Source organism: Treponema sp. OMZ 855, assembly GCF_024181145.1.
Classification (GTDB): domain Bacteria; phylum Spirochaetota; class Spirochaetia; order Treponematales; family Treponemataceae; genus Treponema.
On the sequence record NZ_CP051194.1, the window covers coordinates 1,733,416 to 1,751,656 of the forward strand.

The following is an 18,241-nucleotide window of genomic DNA, read 5'->3' on the forward strand; positions in this document are numbered from 1 at the left end:
TAAGATATTCCAAAATACAATGGATGGTTCACTATGAGTAACAAAGTTTCTTTCTTTTTCGGAAATCGTTTTTTATCGGCCGCTCCTTTTGATGACGACGATGATTTCGATGACGACTTTGACGATGATTTCGGCAATGATGATTTTGACGATGATTTTAGCGACGACGACTTTGATGACGATTTCGATGACGATTTTGACGACGACTTCGATGATGATTTTGACGATGACGATTTTGATGATACCTATGACGATGATGACGGTTTTGAAGACGACTTCGACGAATAAGTGATCGAAATAAAAAAAGGGGCTGCTGAAAACGGCAGCCTCCGATCTATTAAACAGAAGCAGAGTCTTTGCGGTGTTGATGCAGAAATTCAAAATCAGCAAGGTATTGCAGACGGGACTGCACCAGATACAGCAATTCATTATACATATCAAAATTTACTTCCAGCGCAATCGGAAATACATACACTTCAGTTTCATTACAATACCGTTTAATAAATTCAGGATCGTTTACAAAGCCCAAACTGATCATATTACTGATTCGGTCGGCACACTTGAGAACCTTTGCCCGTTGTGATCCATGCCTGATAATATGCTCCAAATATTCAGGTTTTGACTGCCCCGGACGACGGGTAACTTCCATAACCAATTCATAGACAGCGGAAGATTCCGAATCGATCGATAACAATTCATTCACATTAAAATCCGGCACATCTTCCAATACATCATGAACGATTGACGCTTTTAGTAAGATGCTGTCGATATAGCCGTAATCGATAAGTGTCCCCATCGTATCGATTTGATGCCGAAACATATTACCGCCTGCATGGCGGGCTTTTCCCCGTAAACTGGTCGCCAAATGAATATAGGGAGCAAGATACATCCCTTTTAATAGTGCTACTTCGTGTTGTTCCATCTTCTTATCCTTTTTTCGTTATACGAGGTCTTGCAAATAGAGCGTGAACTTTTCAATCAGCCGTTCCGCTTGGCGCAGCTTTTCTCTTTCCCCTTCGACAACCTCAGCAGGAGCATGATCCGTAAAATTTGCATTAGAGAGCTTTGCCGTTAAACGGGACACCGCCTGTTTTTCTTTTTCGAGTTCTTTGGTAAAGCGTGCAGCCAATTGACTGCGGTCTACCTCGGTTCCGGTAATGATGAATGCTTCAAAGCCGGCTCCTACCGTCCCGATGGAATTTGCAGGTTTATCGGCGAGGGTTTCGATAAACGCGATATCCGCGAGTCCCGCCAATAGCTTAATTAAATCGATATTCTCAAACGCGGCGGATGCGGGGGAACCTGCTTCGATATAGAGCACAATATGCAGCTTGAGCTGAGGATCGATACCGCATTCCGCCCGGAGCGCGCGGATAAGCCGTACGATATTTTGCAGCGCAGTAAAGCGCGCAGCAGCTGCTGTATCGATGCGTTCTTCGCAATAGACGGGATAATCGGCGGTTATCAGCGCCTCCGCACGGTGTGAAGCTCCGGCGGCACAGTGGTCGGGGAGTTTGCGATAGATTTCTTCGGTAACGAAGGGCAGCACGGGGTGCAGCAGCCGGAGCGATTCCTCCAAAACAGCAAGCAGCACCGAAGTTATGCGGTCTTTTTCCGCATCATCTCCGCTCTTATAGGAAAGTTTTGTCCCTTCAACATACCAGTCGCAAAAGTTATTCCAGAAGAATTCATAAATGCCGTGCCCTACCTCGTTATAGCGGTACCCTTCAAAGGCTGCCCGCACATTTTTAACCGTTTCGTTGAGGGTATGGTAAATCCATCGGTCAAGCTCGGTTAATTCAGAGGCGGAAACGGGAACAATGCGCCGCCCTTCGAGGTTTCCTAAGATATAGCGCGAAGCATTCCAGATTTTATTGGCAAAGCGGGAGCCGAGTTTAAAGGATTCGTTGTCGATAAGAATATCCTGCCCCTGCGTGCACATAAAGGTGAGCGTAAATTTAAGAGCGTCGGCTCCGTACTCGTCGATAATATTCAGCGGATCGATACCGTTACCGAGCGATTTGGACATCTTGCGTCCTTGTTTATCGCGCACTAAGTCATGCAGATAAACATCGCGGAAGGGAACGGTGCCGGTAAACTCCAGCGCCGCCATAATCATACGGGCAACCCAGAAGAAGATAATATCATGGGCGGTGATAACGGCGGAGGTTGGGTAATAGTGCTGTAAATCTTCGGTGTTTTCAGGCCAGCCGAGCGTCGAGAACGGCCACAGCCAGCTTGAAAACCACGTGTCGAGCACATCGCTATCCTGCTTGAGGGCGGCGCTCTTACAGTGGGGGCATTCGGTTACATCTTTTACCGAAACAGTCATCTTACCGCAGTCTTGGCAATACCACACCGGAATCCGATGCCCCCACCACAGCTGCCGCGAAATACACCAATCGCGAATGTTTTCCATCCAATGACTGTAGGTGTTTTCCCATTTTTGCGGATAGAACACGAGTTCGCCTTTTTTCCACGCGGCAAGTGCCTTGTCTGCGAGCGGCTTCATTTTGACAAACCATTGCTCCGAAAGATACGGCTCTACGACACTGTGACAGCGGTAGCAATGCCCTACGGCATGTTTAATGTTTTCTTTCTCTTTAAACAAACCTGCCGTTTCCAAATCGGCGATAACCGCTTCACGGGCGGCTTTCACCGTCATGCCGCGGTATTTTTTGGGTACAGCCGCATTGAGCGTACCGTCAGGGTTTAATATATTGATAACTTCGAGATTGTGCCGCTTGCCGACTTCCCAGTCATTGGGGTCGTGGGCAGGGGTTATTTTTACGGCGCCCGTCCCGAATTCCTTATCGACATAGCTGTCTGCAACAATCGGGATACAGCGGCCGGTCAGGGGAAGCACGAGTTTCTTTCCTATTAAATGAGTATAGCGGGGATCGTCAGGGTGTACGGCAACCGCGGTATCGCCCAAAAGCGTTTCGGGACGGGTTGTCGCTATTTCGATATATTCCGACGCGGAAGGGGTACCGTTTTCATCGGCGAGGGGGTACAGAATATGATACATTCCCCCTTTGGTCTCCTCATGGTCGACCTCATCGTCCGCAAGCGCAGTACCGCAGGAAGGACACCAGTTCACCAGATAGTTGCCGCGGTAGATAAGCCCGCGTTCATAGAGGGTAACGAATACGGTACGGACGGCATGGGAAAGCCCTTCGTCCATCGTAAACCGTTCCCGAGACCAATCGACGGAAGCACCGATTTTACGCAGCTGATTGGTGATAATCGAGTGGTGCTTTTCTTTGACCTCCCACGTGCGTTTAAGAAAGGCTTCCCGTCCGAGGTCGTGCCGTGTTTTGCCTTCTGCCTTTAGCTGGCGTTCAACCACATTTTGCGTTGCGATACCGGCATGGTCGGTACCGGGTATCCAGAGCGTTTCATCCCCCTTCATGCGGTGGTAGCGGACAACGACATCCTGCAGCACGTTGTTTAAACCGTGTCCCATGTGGAGAACACCGGTTACATTGGGGGGAGGAATGGCGACGACATATCTGCCGGTACCATCAGTCTTTTTTACCGGCTTAAAACAGCCCTGCTTCTCCCAATCCGCATAGACCCTATCTTCAAAATCCTTAGGATTATATGCTTTTTCCAATTCTATCGTGTGCAATATGTCTTCCATGACGCCAATCTCCTGCTTCGTTTTTCTACAATAAGTAAATATTTTAGTTATTTTTCGGTTATCGTTCAAGGGTATGCGGTAAGTTGTGTGCGGGCAAGCAGCTAATCAATTCATCCTGTTTCATTAAAATTCGGTTTCCAATGCATTCGCTTTGCATATTGTGCTATTAAAAATAAAAAAATATTTTGAAAATTTTGCACTTATATAGTATAATACGGAATTGTACTGGCAGTGAGCCGTAAATAATGGTAAAACTGTTAGATACGGAGGCTTAGCTTTGGCTTCCCAAAAACGGGGCCACTGTTAAGCATGACTTATTTTGAGGAGGCAGATATCTATGAACTATGTTTCAAAAGTATCTCACAAAGTTGTATTGGCTGTACTGGCGTGCAGCCTCTTGGTTCTTGCAAGCTGCGGCGGGAAAAGCACCGCGACGCTCAACAAGGATAAGCCGCTCGTATTCTTTAACCGGCAGCCGTCCGATCCGACGACCGGTGCAATCGACATGACGACGATGAACTGGAACGACAAGACCTACTATGTCGGTTTTGACGCTGCAGGCGGCGGTGCCGTTCAAGGGGCATTGATTATGGACTTCCTTGCGAAGGCTGATGCTTCGATCGACCGCAACGGCGACGGTGTTTTGGGCTATGTACTGTGCATCGGCGACGTCGGACATAACGATTCCAAGGCGAGAACGGAAGGTATTAGACGGGCGCTCGGTACCTGGGCTGGTTCCACCGATCCGGGAGCAGTTCAGGCAGGTTCAATCACCATTGCGGGAAAAACCTTAAAAGTTGTTGAGCTTGAAGGAAAGGCAATGACCGGAACCGACGGTTCTACATGGAATGCAAACGCCGCAACCGAAGCAATGGGCGGCTGGGCAACCAAATTTGCAGACCAGATCGACATGGTTGTTTCCAACAACGACGGTATGGCAATGGGCTGTTTACAGGCTTCAAACTATCCGGCAGGTGTTCCGATTTTCGGGTATGACGCAAACGCAGACGCGATCGAAGCAATCGGAAACGGCAAACTTTCGGGAACCGTTTCTCAGAACGTAGACGCACAGGCAACCGCAACGCTGCAGGTATTACGCAACTTGCTCGATGGGTTAACCGGAGAGGACGTATACACCAAGGGTATCTCCGTCGCCGACAAATACGGCAATAAGATCACCGCACCCGTACAGTACTGGGCAGACGTAAAAGCCGTTATGGCGGAAAACTCAGGCGTAAATGCCGAAAACTGGCAGAACTACTCCGGCGGCAGCCGCGACATGGGCATCAAGCAGACACAGGCCGATAAGAAAAAGGTGTTGTTGACAATCTACAACTCTGCCGATAACTTCCTTTCGTCTTCGTATGTTCCGGCACTCAAATACTACGCTCCGCTTTTGAACATCGACCTGACCATCGTACAGGGCGACGGACAAAACGAGTCCAGCTGCTTGGATCGCTTTACCAACCTGAACAACTTTGACGCATTCGCCGTCAATATGGTAAAGACCAACTCCGGCGCAGACTACACCGGCAAGCTGAAGTACTAAATAGGAAACTCCTGACATCCTGTCAGTGTTAGGGATAGAAGCGGTATCCTTTTTAGTGCCGGTGTATTGTAACGGCAGCCTTCGACGCGAGGAGAAGCGCTGCGGGATTTTGCAGAAGCACTAAAAAGATACAAGCGAATAGCCCGACCTACTTCAAGCGGCAGACCTCGTTTGCCGTTTGAAGTAGGGAACGCCCAAAATAATAGTAAAAATTAATAGATATAAAGAAGAAAAAAGTTGTTGAATGCACTACAGAGGGGCTTTGCGCTCCGAAACCGAAAAAAACCATATAAGGAATAGCTATGGAAGACACGGTACTTGAAATTAAAAATCTTTCAAAGTCTTTTGCTAAAAACAAGGTATTGGAAAATATCAGTTTGACGGTGAAAAGAGGGGCAGTTGTCGGACTGATGGGAGAAAACGGCGCCGGAAAATCGACGATGATGAAGTGTCTGTTCGGGATTTATGCGAAGGACGAAGGACGCTTTTTCCTTGAGAATAACTTGATCGATTTTAAGTCTCCCAAGGATGCGCTTGAAAACGGTGTGGCGATGGTGCATCAAGAGCTGAACCAATGCCTTGACCGTACTGTGATGGATAATCTCTTTTTAGGAAGGTATCCTGTCCGGTTCGGCGCGGTTAATGAAGTGAAGATGCAAAAGGATGCGGATGCGCTGTTTGCGTCTCTTAAAATGAATGTGAATGCACGCACGATTATGCGCACGATGTCCGTTTCGCAGCGGCAGATGGTAGAGATTGCGAAGGCTGTTTCGTATAATGCGAAGGTTATCGTGCTGGATGAGCCGACGTCTTCTTTGACGGAACCGGAAGTGATTAAACTGTTTTCTATTGTAAGGTCGTTAAGCAAGAAGGGCGTATCGTTTGTGTATATCTCTCATAAGATGGATGAGATTTTTCAGATATGCAGCGAGGTGGCGGTGCTGCGCGACGGGCGGCTGACGCTGGCAAAGAATATTCACGATACGAATATGAATGAATTGATTTCGGCGATGGTCGGGCGTTCGTTGGAAAAGCGCTTCCCCGATGTGGATAATGAGGTCGGGGAGAATTATTTTGAGGTGCGGAATATTACAACCCGCTATGAGCCTCAGCTAAAGGATATTTCTTTTACGGTAAAAAAGGGAGAAATTTTCGGGCTGTACGGGCTGGTCGGCGCGGGGCGGAGCGAGCTTTTGGAAAGCATCTTCGGTCTTCGCACTATTGCATCGGGCGAGATGCTCTTAGCCGGGAAAAAGCTCCATTTTTCCAATTCCAAGGATGCAATGGACTATAACTTCGCGCTGGTAACCGAGGAGCGGAAGTTCAACGGGATGTTCGCCAAAGCGTCCATTAAATTTAATACCGTTATTGCGAATATTGAAACCTATAAAACATTCGGCGTGCTGTCAAACCGCAAAATGCAGGAGGCTGCCGACCGTGAAATAAAGACGATGCACACAAAGTGTGTTTCTGCGGATGAGCTGATTAGCGCATTGAGCGGGGGGAATCAGCAGAAGGTGATTATCGGCAAGTGGCTTGAACGCCAGCCCGACATTCTTTTGCTGGATGAGCCGACCCGCGGTATCGACGTTGGCGCTAAGTACGAAATTTATCAGCTTATCATCAATATGGCGAAAGCGGGAAAGACGATTATCGTTGTTTCGAGCGAGATGCCGGAAATTTTAGGCATTACAAACCGCATTGCCGTTATGTCGAACTACCGCCTTGCCGGTATTGTCGATACCGCTACCACCGATCAGGAAGCGCTGCTGCGGCTTTCCGCTCGGTACTTATAATCAAAATGGAGGATAGGATGAAAGATACACCTGAACATAGCACACAGTACACGTTTACGCAGGAACAAATTGCGCAGGCGGATACGGCAAAGCTCTTGGATGAGGATGCCGTTCTTGCCGAGTATACGGAGCGGCTTGATGCATTGCGAAAAAACGGAGTGAACAAAGTTTCCGCACTGGCGCAGGAGATTGCCGCCGTACGCAAAAATAAATTGATAAGCGCCGAGGAAAAAAACACCCGAATTGCAGCCTATCGTAAAGAGATTGAAGAGGCTAAGACCATTGCGGCGCGGTATAAAGATGAAGAAAAAGAGCTGACGCATAAGGCGATACAGCGGGTGAATGCGCTTTCCGATGCTTTTGAGCAGGAAGTAAAAAAGAATGAAAATGCAAAGGCAGCGCGGTATAAGCAAGAATACGCGGAGAAAGTGCAAAGCATTACGGAGGCGGCGGAGAAAAAGAAGCAGGAAATTACTGCTGCTTTTGCGGGCAAAACCTCCGAGGAAGAACGGCGGGAAGCACAGCAGGAATTGACCGCTGCGAACAATGCGTTTAAGTCTGCACTCTTTGATGCGAAGAATCAGTATGAGGCAGCGCTCGGAAAGTGTAAAACGGCAAAACATCAGGTGTATGTTGATCGGGTACAGAAAAATATCCATCTGCGTAACAGTAAAACCAATTTTACCGAGGACTTTAAACTCGGCTTAAAGGATTACGCCTATAAGTTCACTCCCGCACAGTTCTTTTTGACCAACGGATTGTACATTGCGATTGCGATCTTCTTTGTGGTGTGTATTATCGTGGCTCCGCTTTCGGGAAGCGGCAATTTATTGACGATTTCCAATATCCTGACGATTTTGGAACAATCTTCGGTGCGTATGTTCTACGCGCTGGGTGTTGCGGGACTTATCCTGCTTGCCGGTACGGACTTGAGCGTCGGGCGTATGGTCGCGATGGGTGCGGTTGTTACCGGTTTAATTCTCCATCCGGGAACGAATATCGTAACATTCTTCGGTATGGGACCGTGGGATTTTACCGCACTGGCGATGCCGGTACGGGTAGTGCTTTCGCTTGGAATTTCCATCATCCTCTGTGTGATATTCAGCGCTTTTGCAGGCTTCTTTTCAGCGTGGCTGAAAATTCACCCCTTTATTTCGACGCTCGCGACTCAGCTGATTATCTACGGTCTCTTGTTCTTCGGGACGAGCGGTACACCGGTCGGTTCCATCGACGCCGGTATTAAGGACTTTTTCGGCGGCCGGTGGGTGCTCGGCGTTGTAGGCGGCGAATTGGTAACCTTCCCCAAGCTGATTATCCCTGCGGTTATCGCGATTGCGATTGCGTGGTTTATCTGGAATAAGACCGTACTCGGCAAGAATATGTACGCGGTCGGCGGCAATGCCGAAGCCGCAAGCGTGAGCGGTATTAGCGTATTCAAAGTAACGATGAGCGTGTTTATTATGGCGGGGATTTTCTACGGCTTCGGCGCCTTCTTCGAGGCGTTTAAGGCAAATGCGAGCGCCGGTACCGGACAGGGGTATGAGCTGGACGCAATCGCTGCCTGCGTAGTCGGCGGTATTTCGTTTAACGGCGGTATCGGTAAGCTGGAAGGCGCGGTACTCGGCGTTATCATCTTTACCGGTTTAACGTACTGCCTAACCTTCCTCGGCATCGACACCAACTTACAGTTCGTGTTTAAAGGCTTTATCATCATCGCCGCCGTCGCCCTCGACAGCGTGAAATATTTGAAGAAAAAATAAAGCGCATCGAATAAACGTATCAGGCCGTTTTTTACATCCCCGCAAAATCAGGGGACTGTTCAAGCAGAGTTGAACCTCTTTGCGGTTCAAATGCTTGCCCAATCTCCTGATTTTGCGATTTATGTTTACTCGTCTGATACGTTTATTCGGCTTTGGAAATAAATTGCGAAAAATTTTAAAAATTTTTCGCAGAAGGAAGGCGGTGGTTCCACGCAGCAGCGATGTTTTTGCACTGAAGGTAATTTTTGCAATTATTATTTTTTTAAAGCTCTTTTTGATCGGTTTTTTAAAAGGCAACGGCATAGAAGTAAATAATGTGCAATTTCCTGAAGTTTTTGCCGCTTATAAGGAAATGGTTGAAAAACTGGGCATTAAAAAAATGCCTCCGTTGTTTGTTATTCAACACGGCGGCATGCTCAATGCTTTTGCCATAAAGTTTTCCGGTAAATATTATATTGCGGTTTATTCTGATGTTTTTGAATTAGTCAACTCCGATATTGAAGCTCTAAAATTCATCATCGGCCATGAATTGGGGCATGTTAAACGGAATCACCAAACGAAACGGTTTTGGACATTTTTATCTTCCTTCATTCCGTTTTTAACGGCGGCCTATTCGCGGAGTTGCGAATTTACCTGCGATAATATTGGTAGCGATTTATCCGATAACGGAGCCGTTGCAGGACTTTTAGTGTTGGCTTCGGGGAAAAAGCTCTATAAATGTGTTGATATGCAGACTTATATTGAAAACGCAGCGCAACACCGAAGTTTTGCCGTATGGTTTACTGAAATCTGTTCAACTCATCCGTTTTTACCTGCTCGTCTTTTAAATGTTGAAAAGAGTAGGGAATGAACACAACGAAGACAGAGGAGATGGAAAGTTTAAAAAACGCATCATTCAAAATGCACGCATGTCTTTGAGCAGCAAGTTTGAGAGCAGCAAGTTTGACCTCAACCGGTATGTTCTCATAAGTCGGCTTTAAGCCTCTCATGTTGCGGCGTAGATCGTAGGCGTAGTATGAGGGTATTAAAGCCCGACTGCAACCACCTTATGAGAACATACCGGTAAGCTCCCGTTGAAAGAAACTTTGCCGTTAGCCTTTTGAAAATAGACGATGCAGATACAAGGAGTTTAGCAAAAGCGAAACGGAGGCGTACTTACTGTACGTTGAGGATTTTTCAGAAGCGGCACGGATGCCGCTGGTTATATCAGAAGCGATGTTTCAGCGATGCTGAAACTCGCTGCCAAAAGTGTACAAGGATGTACACTTTTGGCAATGCAACGCAGATGCCCCGCCTGTCCAGCGCTTTTGCAAATAGGCGGTGCAGATACGAGGCGCGAGCACAAATTAACCGCAGGCGTATCTTTGATACGTTGAGGATTAATTTGTGCGCAGCAACGAAGTAGATGCCCCGCATATTTGCAAAAGCTATTCTTTCCAGACTTGGAGAACGCCAGATTGCTTCCCCAACTGTTCGATAAATTCATCGGAAGAAGATACTTTCAGCTGCGAAGAGCCTTTCACTTGATAGACGGTATCGTTATCGGTAATATGGATGAAAATATCGCAGGTGCCTTGCGCGCCGAAGAGGAAATCCTTGAGCGGCTGGAACTGTAAATCGGTTTCGATGAGCGGATCAAGCTCAAGGTGCACCTCTTTAATCGACCGCTCTTTTAGCTCATCGATGCTGACCATCGATTCAACGAGGAACGACGGCGTATCACGCGAGCAATCTACTTTCCCGATAAGGCCGCACACGGTTTCAGGCAGCGCATTGGCGCGGTTTTCTTCCCACACCTTGGAAAAGAAGGTTAAATCGATGGTTCCGGTACGGTCTTCAAAGGTGCCGAAGCCCATCCATTTGCCGTTTTTAGTCTGATAGGGGCGGATGCCGGTAATCATCCCGACGATGGTATACAGCTTTTCTTTCTGTGCACGCCGGAAATTAATCAGCTCCAAGGTAGCGCTGCGGTCAATCGCCTTTTTGTACTCATCGAGGGGATGGCCGGAAATATAAAAGCCCATCAGCTCTTTTTCAATACGGAGCTTTTCCTTTTGCGGCAAATCGTTGACCGGCTTAAAGGTAAAATCGGAAAATTCTTTAATGCCGGTGTCCTCAAACAGGCTGGTTTGACCGACTGCCGATCCCGCTTTTTTCTGCGCGCTGAACGCCATTGCCGCTTCAAGATTATCCAGCAGCTCGGAACGGTTCTGACCGAGCTTATCGAAGCACCCCGTCTTGATGAGCACTTCCAAGTTCTTTTTATTCACGGTATGTAAATCCAGCCGGTCGAGAAAATCGATAAACGACTTGTAGGGGCCGTGCGCGGTGCGCTCAGCGACAATATCGCGCGCAGCCTGCTCCCCTACCCCCTTAATACCGAGCAGCCCGAATACGATATCTCCTTCATAGACCGAAAAATATTCTTCCGAGGTATTAATGTCGGGCGCGTGGAGGGCAAGCCCCATCTTGTTCGCTTCACTGATATACTCCGGCAGCTTATCCGTCGAGGTAATCTCGTTGGTGAGGTTCGCCGCCATAAATTCCGCAGGGAAATTCGCCTTGAGATAGGCGGTTTGGTACGCCAGTACCGAATAAGCGGCGGCATGGCTCTTGTTAAATCCGTAACCGGCAAACGGAATCAGTATTTCAAAGATACGGTCGGCGTCTTTTTCCTTAAAATTGTTCTTCACGGCGCCTTCGATAAACCGCGTTTTCTCCTTCTCCATAACCTCTTTTTTCTTTTTCCCCATTGCACGCCGCAGCAAGTCCGCTTGACCGAGGCTGTAGCCGCCGATACGCTGCGCTACCTGCATAACCTGTTCCTGATAGACGATAACGCCGTAGGTTTCCGACAATATGTCTTCGAGGCAAGGGTCGGGATATTGAATTTTCGACGCATCGAATTTCGATTCGATAAACTGATCGATGTAGGCCATCGGCCCGGGACGGTAGAGGGCGTTTAACGCGATGAGATCTTCTATTTTATCGGGCTTTGCGCGTTTCAGAATATTCTGCATACCCTGACTTTCAAACTGAAAGACCGCGGCGGACTTTCCTTCGCCGAGCATTTTAAATGTCGCCGCATCCTGTTCATCGATCTGCGCAATGGAGAAGTTCGCGTACTCCCCTCCCCGCTTTTTGATCAAGTCTTCCGTGTGCTTAATCAGCGTCAGCGTTTTTAGCCCGAGAAAGTCCATCTTCACCAAACCGCAGTCTTCTATTAAATCCATCGTAAACTGAGAGGCAGTCTTGCCTGTCTTGGAATCCTTGTACAGCGGTACATAATCGGTCAGCTTCGTTTTACCGATAACGATACCCGCCGCATGGAGGCTCGTGTTCCGGTTGAGGTCTTCAAGCTTTTCCGCAATGGAAAAAAGCTCCGTGTACCGCGGGTCGGAGCGCATTTCGGCAAGTTCGGGGACATCCGCAAAAGCTTTTTCGAACGTGAGCTTGGGATCGGAAGGCATCATTTTGGTGATGGCATTTACCTCGCCGAGCGGAATTTCCAATACCCGCCCGACATCTTTGATTGCGGCTTTCGGCTTCAATGTTCCAAACGTGATAATCTGCCCGACGCTTTCATCACCGTATTTTCTGCGGACATAGTCGATAACCTCCTGCCGCCGTTCGAAGCAAAAGTCAACGTCAAAGTCCGGCATGGAAATACGTTCGGGGTTTAAGAAGCGCTCAAACAGCAGTTTGTATTTGAGCGGGTCGATGTCGGTGATCCGCATCGCGTAGGCGACAATGGAACCCGCCCCGGAACCGCGCCCCGGCCCAACCGGAATGCCGTGTTCCTTCGCCCAGTTGATAAAGTCCCATACGATAAGAAAGTACCCGACAAAATCCATCTTCATGATAATACCGAGTTCATAGTCGGCGCGTTGGGTCATCTCTTCGGTAACCGGATTGTAGCGTTTTTTTAATCCCTCGTGCACGAGGTGAGTGATATACTCTTCTTTTGTCGCAAAATCTTCCGGTATTTGATACACGGGGAGAAGCGGCCCCGGCTGCGGAATTTCAAAGTTACAGCGCTCCGCGATGCGGCAGGTGTTGGACAGCATTTCGGGATAACCGGGGAACAACTGTTCCATCTCCTCCGCCGATTTAAGATAGAATTGATCGGTTTCAAACTTCATGCGGTTGGTGTCGGAGCGGTTCTTTTTTGTGCCGATACAGAGGAGGATATCCTGCGCAACCGCATCCTTTTGCTCCGCATAGTGAGCATCGTTCGTTACCACCATCGGCACGCCTATCTTGCGTGCCATTTCAATCAGCATCGGCGCAACCTTCTCCTCGTCGGCAATACCATGCTTTTGCAGCTCGATAAAGTAATTGTCGATGCCGAATATGCTGCGGTAACGTCTGACATGCGCTTCGGCCTCAGCCTTTTTACCCTGCAACAGCAGCGACGGCAATTCTCCCGCAAGACAGGCTGAAAGGCAGATAAGCCCCTCCGAATACTGTGTCAGCAGCTCCTCGTCAATGCGCGGTTTATAGTACATCCCCTCGGTGTAGCCTTTGGAGCACAGCACCATCAAATTCCGGTAGCCTGTTTCGGTTTCGGCAAGCAGGATAAGGTGAAAGTATTTGCGGACGCCGGTATTGGTATTCTCCGGTTTTCCGAAGCGGCTGCCGTTCGCAACATATACTTCGCAGCCGATAACCGGCTTTATCCCCTGCGCCTTACATTCGCGGAAAAAGCGCAAGGCGGCAAACATATTGCCGTGGTCGGTCAGCGCGAGGGCTGTTTGTCCGAGGTTCTTAGCGGTTGTTACCAGTTGTTTTATGGAAGAAGCGCCGTCCAACAGCGAATAGTCGGAGTGCACGTGTAAATGAACAAAATCTTGAGGCATACCCGAAACTATAGCAAAAACGGGGACAAATGATAAGAGGTGCGAAAGACGATGACCGTTAGGTATACTCCGAAAAGTCTATCCGTGACGGGATTCGGTGTAGCCGCTGCGTAATAGTGCGGGGTTTCCGTGGTGACGGACAGCGATAAGCTCGGCAGCGATGGAAACGGCAATTTCTTCAGGTGTTTCCGCTCTAATGGGCAGCCCGATCGGTTTATAGATGGAATCGAGGTACTCTTTGCCGATACCTTCATCGGCAAGCAGCTTTACAACCGCAGCATTTTTTTCAAATGAGCCGATCATGCCGATATAGGCAAGTTTCTTACCGCACAGATACCGCAAGACATCCGCATCGCAGCGATGCCCGCGGGTTACCGCAACACAGTATACATTTTCGTGAAACTGTAGGACGGTATGAGATGCCGGTACAGCTCCTTGAGGCGCAGCGATGCCGCAGGACGGCGAATTATCGTACGCTGCCTGATTATTTTGACCCGATGCAGCCGTTTCTTTGAGAAAGAGCTGTTCCAGCGGACAACAGAGCCGCCGCGCTGTCGGAAACAAATCTTCCGTAATACAATCGGCACGGTCATCCCAAACGGTAACGCGGAAACCGATAAAAGAGGCAATCTTCGCAAGCGCACGGCCGACGTGTCCGCCGCCGAAGATAAACAGTTCAGGATCATTCCCGATCTTTTCAAGATACACTTGGATAGAACCTCCGCACGCGAGACCTTCCTCTGCAGTAAGATTTTTCTTTATGATACAGGTAGTATCGCCTGTTTTCAGCATTTCACGTGCCTTTTTGATAACTTCATGTTCGGAACCACCGCCGCCTACCGTACCGCGGATACGCTCCGGAGTTACCCACATCGACGTTCCGGCTTCCCGCGGCGAAGAACCATGCGCTTCGATAATTGTGCATAATACGCCCGTAATACCATTTGCCGTATCGGCTGTAATATACTTTAAAATCTCAGTATCCATAAACTATTTATCCTCTTTTTGTTCCAGCGCTCTCTCGTTTTCGAGTATCATCGGTATATCGGTGTAAATCTCTGATTGATACGGACTCTTTGTATTCAGCATATTTTGGGTATTCAAATAGGCCAAGCCGACCGATTTTGCACGGATCATCGTCTGCGGATTTCTGGTTAACGCATCCCACGCACGGGTAGATTCCGCATATAGCGCAAGTGCGCGTCCGTTCTTCTGAGAGTCGCCGGTTCGCTCGGACAACCTGCTCAGCGCCGCGCCCAAATTATTTGCCGTATGCATATAGCTCTCAATAAACGCAGCATCATCAGGGCGAGTATTGGACAAAGCCTGTTCTTTCCGCGCACGCTGCGCATTCAGCAATGTTAAAAGCTCTTCATACGCAGCTAAGGCAGCAAAATAATCCCCCCGCTTAAAAAATGCATTTCCGAATCCGTACAGCAAATTCTTATCGTGTGCTTTTTCTGCATACGCACGGCTCATTGCTTCTATTGCCTGCCGGTAATTTTCCTGTTGATAATGTATATAGCCGATTCGGTAATTTACCGACGGCGTGTTATACAGTTCTTTTACCGCATTTTGATAGCTGTCGAGCGCCGAATCAAAATTATACGAAATAAAGTAGTCGATATCGCCGTAATCTGCATAGAGCTTACCGATATCCTTGTTCGGCGGCAGCGGTTTAAAAGCTGTATATTCGCGATATATATTCAGCGCATCAGCATAAAGGGTTTGAGCTTCAAGGTATTTTTTCTGATCTACCAGCTGCTCTCCCAATAGGCGCATTGCATCGACATAATTACCGGTACGCCGCGCAGTCATCGGGGCGGCGGTTTTGAACAACTTAATCGCCTCGGTCAAATTTTCTATTGCGCCGTCCTGCTTATTATTGTAGATAAAGAAGCGGCCTAAATTGTAATATGCTTCCGGCATTGTTTTATCCGTCTGTACGGCTTTTTCCAATAGCATACGGACATCGTCGATTTTTGAGCGGAGTTTTTCGGAATCGAGCGGTTTTGGATTATACCGCTTTTCGAGTAAATAACCGCTCAGCTCAGTGAGATTTGCCGCTCCGATTTTTGTTATGCGGGAAGAGAAATGATCTTTGAGGTTCAGCACTTCCGCCAGATTATCTGTGCGGATAAAATAGCGCATCATCCGCACAAGGAAGGTATCGTTTTCACCGTATAGCTCGATCAGCCGGCTGTAAACCTTTACGGCATCGCTGTATTTTTCAGGATCTTCATCAGCCCAATTCATAAACACATCGCCAAGGGCGAGCATTCCATCTTTATCGTTGACATGCTGATCAAGAACACGCCGGCGCAAAACCGCTTCGGCTTTTTCGTAATTACGCAGATCGGTACTCAACATATCCGCATATTCCAAGCCGCCCTGCTTATCGTTTTCAAAATCGTAAATCAGGCGGAGATACATTTTTTCCGCAGCAGTAAATTGTTTTTTTGCTCTAAAGGCACGGGCATACGAGAAGTACCATTTTTTCTTCCGTTTATACTCACCAGCCCGATTAAATTTTTCTATTGCAGTTTCATACTGACCATTCTCCAGATAGGAATATCCGGTCTTATAAAAAGATTCCGACTTTACCGGTTTATAAATAAACTGCCACGACAAAACTGAAATACAGAATACGAGAATCAGTGCAATCGCGGTCATAACCGCCACAGGCAAGAACCGATGCATGAACCAATATTTAAAGGTCTGCTTTTCTTTTTCGTAATCTTCAACACTCTGCCGCTGAAATCCGCGCGGAATAGGAATCGATCTATTGATTATCTTTTCGAGTTTATTGACAACTTTTTTAAGAGAATCTTTTTCCAATACAAACCGGATAAAGTTCATCTTATTTTCAGGCCGATCATCGCCGTTTGCGATATAGTCCTGAATAGCAAGCTGCACATTAAACGGGAAGGTTTCAAGCTTGTTTAAGAAATTGAAATAATCATCATCCGATATTGCTAAGGCATCACTGTCATCCGAAGAACCGGTACTCTTGGCAATAACGGAATCAAACATCTGCGAGTGAGCATCAGCCGAGAAATCTTTAAAGTTATCGGGAAGGTTGAACTGATCGTCTACAACTTCGGTTATATTGCTGTCAAGCGGATTTTCTTCCAAAGAAAAGCCGCTTTGGTCGCCGCTGTCACTCTCCGGCTGGCTAAAAAAGGTATCGGTTATGTGCTCAGGCATACCGATACCGTCAAAACCGACATCAGTACCGGAAATCGGCGGAATACTAATAGGTTCGGTACTCGGAGTGCCCATGCTAAACTCAAATGACGATGTGTCCGTTTCCTCATCCGGCGATTCGGCATCGGATGATATAGGCTCATCCCTGTTTTCGGAATAAAGTGCAAGCTCATCCATATTTTCAAAATTATCCGATGAATCGGCACCACCGACTGCAGTATCGGAATGAGTAGAAGCATTGCCCCCTGTCATTTCATCTGATACCGGAAATTGAGCGCTTTCTTCATCTTCTCCCATATCTATATCGGGAATATTGAAATGTGAAATATCTTCCATTGTATCCAAATCATCGGGAATATCAGAATCGCTTGAAGTATCCTCAGAAAGGGAATCGAAAGCCGATAAATCGATATCGGGAATAGTAATATCGGGGATGGTACGTTCTTCTTGAAGTGTATCATCACCCGCCGGCACTTCATCATTTTCATCCAGCGTTTCCACATCTTCCGGAATCATATCGTCATCGGCTGATGCAGATTCATTTACCTTTATCGGTTCGGGATCAAAATCGAAGGAGGAAAGCATATCGTCAAAATTGAGCGAATCGCCGGCACCGGACGAAGCGATATCGTCCTGCGGCGCCTCAGGCAGTTCATCTGCGTCGGACGTTTCCGGTACATCTTGCGAACTATCGCCGGCAGATAGTCCGGCTTCATCGAAATCGGGTGCACTCAATTCTCCCAAACCGTCGAAAGAATCCATACCGGCCTTAAAATCGGCATCGTCAAAATCGGTATCAAAGTCAAAAGAGCCACCGCCTTCGTCCGGTGTTTGATCTGAGATTTCGGAGTCGGCCGTATCGGAAGCTACGGCATCGTCGCCGGAAAGATTGTCAAAATTAAACGAAGAAAGAAATGCGTCCATGTCTGAGGTATCCGGCATTCCTTCTTCGTCAACAGGATACGCGTCTCCGGTTACCACTTCGGGTTCATCGGACGCAGTACTCGGTTTGCCGGATTTTTGCGGCGCTGCAACGGTATCATCGGAAGAGATACTATTACTTTGTGCGGAAGTGCCGTTGGTGCCGAGATTATCAAAATCAATGGGAAAGGGGGTATCCATCGATATATCGGGTGTATCCGTAACCGGCACGGTATCAAACATGTCGGAAACAGGGTCGGTATGCTGTTGCGATGCGGGTATAGACTCGGAAGGTTCGTCAACGGTATCGCTTACGGAAGCCGTCTGCTCCGGCTCCGTTGCAGGCAGCAAGGCATCAAGATCAATATCAGGTACCTCTGCCGGATCCGGAGAAGGGAGTTCGTCATAAACCCGTTCGCCCCATCGAGCGGTTATTTCATCTTCATGAGCAATGTTTTTCAGTTCTTCTCTAAACTTCGTAATTTCATTTAAATTCGGCATAAACG

General features: G+C 48.0%; 10 protein-coding genes. 5 read left to right on the plus strand and 5 right to left on the minus strand.

Translation table 11 applies throughout. The features are described 5' to 3' along the window. Positions 1-33 precede the first annotated feature (33 nt). Positions 34-288: a hypothetical protein gene (locus tag E4N65_RS07795; RefSeq protein WP_044015740.1), complete on the plus strand. Its 255-nt coding sequence runs from the start codon at positions 34-36 to the stop codon at positions 286-288. A 49-nt stretch (positions 289-337) separates the two neighbouring features. On the opposite strand, the gene E4N65_RS07800 is transcribed toward E4N65_RS07795, so the two are convergent. Both E4N65_RS07800 and E4N65_RS07805 read right to left on the minus strand, forming a co-directional pair. Further along, on the minus strand, positions 338-922 hold the full coding sequence (locus tag E4N65_RS07800) for a hypothetical protein (RefSeq protein WP_044015738.1): 585 nt from the start codon (positions 920-922) through the stop codon (positions 338-340). 18 nt (positions 923-940) lie between these two features. Beyond that, a complete protein-coding gene (locus E4N65_RS07805) occupies positions 941-3,643 on the minus strand; it encodes a valine--tRNA ligase (RefSeq protein ID WP_253672626.1) in 2,703 nt (900 codons plus the stop codon). Positions 3,644-3,980: 337 nt separating this feature from the next. Here E4N65_RS07805 and E4N65_RS07810 point away from each other — a divergent pair, with 337 nt between their 5' ends. From E4N65_RS07810 to E4N65_RS07825, 4 genes are all read left to right on the plus strand, one after another. Beyond that, positions 3,981-5,192 carry a substrate-binding domain-containing protein gene (locus tag E4N65_RS07810; protein ID WP_253672628.1) on the plus strand — a complete coding sequence of 404 codons (1,212 nt, stop codon included), beginning with the start codon at positions 3,981-3,983 and terminating at the stop codon, positions 5,190-5,192. A gap of 302 nt (positions 5,193-5,494) precedes the next feature. After that, the gene (locus tag E4N65_RS07815) at positions 5,495-6,988 is read left to right on the plus strand and encodes a sugar ABC transporter ATP-binding protein (RefSeq protein WP_253672630.1); all 1,494 of its coding nucleotides are present in this window, start codon (positions 5,495-5,497) and stop codon (positions 6,986-6,988) included. 17 nt (positions 6,989-7,005) lie between these two features. Next, positions 7,006-8,748 (plus strand): galactose/methyl galactoside ABC transporter permease MglC, encoded by a 1,743-nt coding sequence (locus tag E4N65_RS07820; protein ID WP_253672632.1) that lies wholly within the window; start codon positions 7,006-7,008, stop codon positions 8,746-8,748. A 202-nt stretch (positions 8,749-8,950) separates the two neighbouring features. Continuing rightward, a complete protein-coding gene (locus E4N65_RS07825; RefSeq protein ID WP_253672634.1) occupies positions 8,951-9,598 on the plus strand; it encodes a M48 family metallopeptidase in 648 nt (215 codons plus the stop codon). A 577-nt stretch (positions 9,599-10,175) separates the two neighbouring features. On the opposite strand, the gene dnaE is transcribed toward E4N65_RS07825, so the two are convergent. The 3 genes from dnaE to flcA all read right to left on the minus strand — a co-directional run bounded on the left by dnaE (position 10,176) and on the right by flcA (position 18,236). Next, the gene (dnaE, locus tag E4N65_RS07830) at positions 10,176-13,607 is read right to left on the minus strand and encodes a DNA polymerase III subunit alpha (RefSeq protein WP_253672636.1); all 3,432 of its coding nucleotides are present in this window, start codon (positions 13,605-13,607) and stop codon (positions 10,176-10,178) included. 78 nt (positions 13,608-13,685) lie between these two features. Beyond that, positions 13,686-14,594, minus strand: a complete 909-nt coding sequence (locus E4N65_RS07835; protein ID WP_253672638.1) for an XdhC family protein — start codon at positions 14,592-14,594, stop codon at positions 13,686-13,688. A gap of 3 nt (positions 14,595-14,597) precedes the next feature. Further along, the gene (flcA, locus tag E4N65_RS07840; RefSeq protein ID WP_253672640.1) at positions 14,598-18,236 is read right to left on the minus strand and encodes a periplasmic flagellar collar protein FlcA; all 3,639 of its coding nucleotides are present in this window, start codon (positions 18,234-18,236) and stop codon (positions 14,598-14,600) included. Positions 18,237-18,241 lie beyond the last annotated feature (5 nt).

What these genes read in the sequence shown, in the direction of transcription:
- E4N65_RS07795 (WP_044015740.1), top strand. Translation starts at nt 34, where the DNA reads ATGAGTAACAAAGTTTCTTTCTTTTTCGGAAATCGTTTTTTATCGGCC.
- E4N65_RS07800 (WP_044015738.1), bottom strand. Translation starts at nt 922, where the DNA reads ATGGAACAACACGAAGTAGCACTATTAAAAGGGATGTATCTTGCTCCC.
- E4N65_RS07805 (WP_253672626.1), bottom strand. Translation starts at nt 3,643, where the DNA reads ATGGAAGACATATTGCACACGATAGAATTGGAAAAAGCATATAATCCT.
- E4N65_RS07810 (WP_253672628.1), top strand. Translation starts at nt 3,981, where the DNA reads ATGAACTATGTTTCAAAAGTATCTCACAAAGTTGTATTGGCTGTACTG.
- E4N65_RS07815 (WP_253672630.1), top strand. Translation starts at nt 5,495, where the DNA reads ATGGAAGACACGGTACTTGAAATTAAAAATCTTTCAAAGTCTTTTGCT.
- E4N65_RS07820 (WP_253672632.1), top strand. Translation starts at nt 7,006, where the DNA reads ATGAAAGATACACCTGAACATAGCACACAGTACACGTTTACGCAGGAA.
- dnaE (WP_253672636.1), bottom strand. Translation starts at nt 13,607, where the DNA reads ATGCCTCAAGATTTTGTTCATTTACACGTGCACTCCGACTATTCGCTG.
- E4N65_RS07835 (WP_253672638.1), bottom strand. Translation starts at nt 14,594, where the DNA reads ATGGATACTGAGATTTTAAAGTATATTACAGCCGATACGGCAAATGGT.
- flcA (WP_253672640.1), bottom strand. Translation starts at nt 18,236, where the DNA reads ATGCCGAATTTAAATGAAATTACGAAGTTTAGAGAAGAACTGAAAAAC.